This is a genomic window from Celerinatantimonas marina (genome assembly GCF_046054165.1).
Lineage (GTDB): Bacteria > Pseudomonadota > Gammaproteobacteria > Enterobacterales > Celerinatantimonadaceae > Celerinatantimonas.
In genome coordinates, this window is the sequence record NZ_JBFNXK010000035.1 from 1 (window position 1) to 1,238 (window position 1,238).

The window sequence follows — 1,238 nt, forward strand, 5'->3', positions numbered from 1 at the left end:
GGGGTGTACAGACCGGGGACATGGTTTACAAAATAAACTGGAGACATCGTTTACACACGTTAACACTCATAGTCGGAGGTACTGACTATGACCTGGAAAGAGACTTGTGTAATGGACTTGAAAATTCAACTGATTGCCGACTGGTTATCCGGTCATTATTCAAAAAGGTTACTGTCTTCGAAGTATTTCATCAGTCGTCCTACGGTCGATAAATGGATTGCCCGATATCAATCTCAGGGCCCTGAAGGTCTCTGTGATTTAAGCCGACGGCCTCAAAATTCACCCAATCAAACACCAGATAAGATTGTACAACGATTACTGGCTCTCAAACGCAATCACCCACATTGGGGGCCTAAAAAAATCAATGACCTATTTCAGTTAAAATATCCCCGACTGCATTGCCCCGCTGACAGTACGACTGGCTGTATTCTCAAAAAAGCCGGATTAGTGAAGCCCCGAAAACACCGTCAATGGATACCACCTTATCCAAACGAGCTCACCCGTTCCTCCCAGCCGAATGATGTCTGGAATATTGATTTCAAAGGGCAAGCACCATTAGGCGACGGCCAATGGTGTTATCCTCTCACGGTCACCGATGACTACAGCCGATACCTGTTAGCCGTTGATGCCTTATTAAGTACCCGAAGTCCGGACGTTAAAGCAGCATTGGAGCGACTGTTCCATGCCAATGGGTTGCCGGATGTTTTAAAAAGTGACAATGGCTATCCATTTGCGTCGAAAGGTTTAGGCGGACTGAGCCAGTTATCCATCTGGTTAGTGAAGTTAGGCATACGCCCCGAGCGGATAACCAAAGGTAAGCCCACTGAAAATGGTCGCCATGAGCGGATGCATAAAACGCTAAAGGCAGAAACGATGCAACCCATGCAATTGACGCAAAGGGCGCAGCAAGCACGGTTTAATCAGTTTCGGGCCGAGTACAATCATTGGCGGTCTCATGAAGCATTGGGAAGAAAACGACCGGTGGAAGTCTATCAACACTCACATCGGCGTTATGTCCCGAATCGATATGAAGTGAATTATGACCTGGATATGCAAGTCAGGCGGATACGCCATGGAGGCGAGATGAAATGGAAAGGGCGTCTTATCTATGTTCACAGTGGATTAGCCAAAGAATGGATAGGGCTTAGACGAACAGGGAACGATGACTATGACGTCTATTTCTCGATGATGAAAATAGGTCGATTAGATGAACGCACCATGAAAATAATTCGTCTAAA

Annotated in this window: 1 protein-coding gene; it reads left to right on the forward strand. The window is 46.4% G+C overall.

Annotated elements, in window-relative coordinates; translation table 11 throughout:
* Window positions 1-111: 111 nt before the first annotated feature.
* Window positions 112-1,238: DDE-type integrase/transposase/recombinase (locus ABUE20_RS19185; RefSeq protein ID WP_408621579.1), on the forward strand; the 1,127-nt coding region annotated here is incomplete at its 3' end.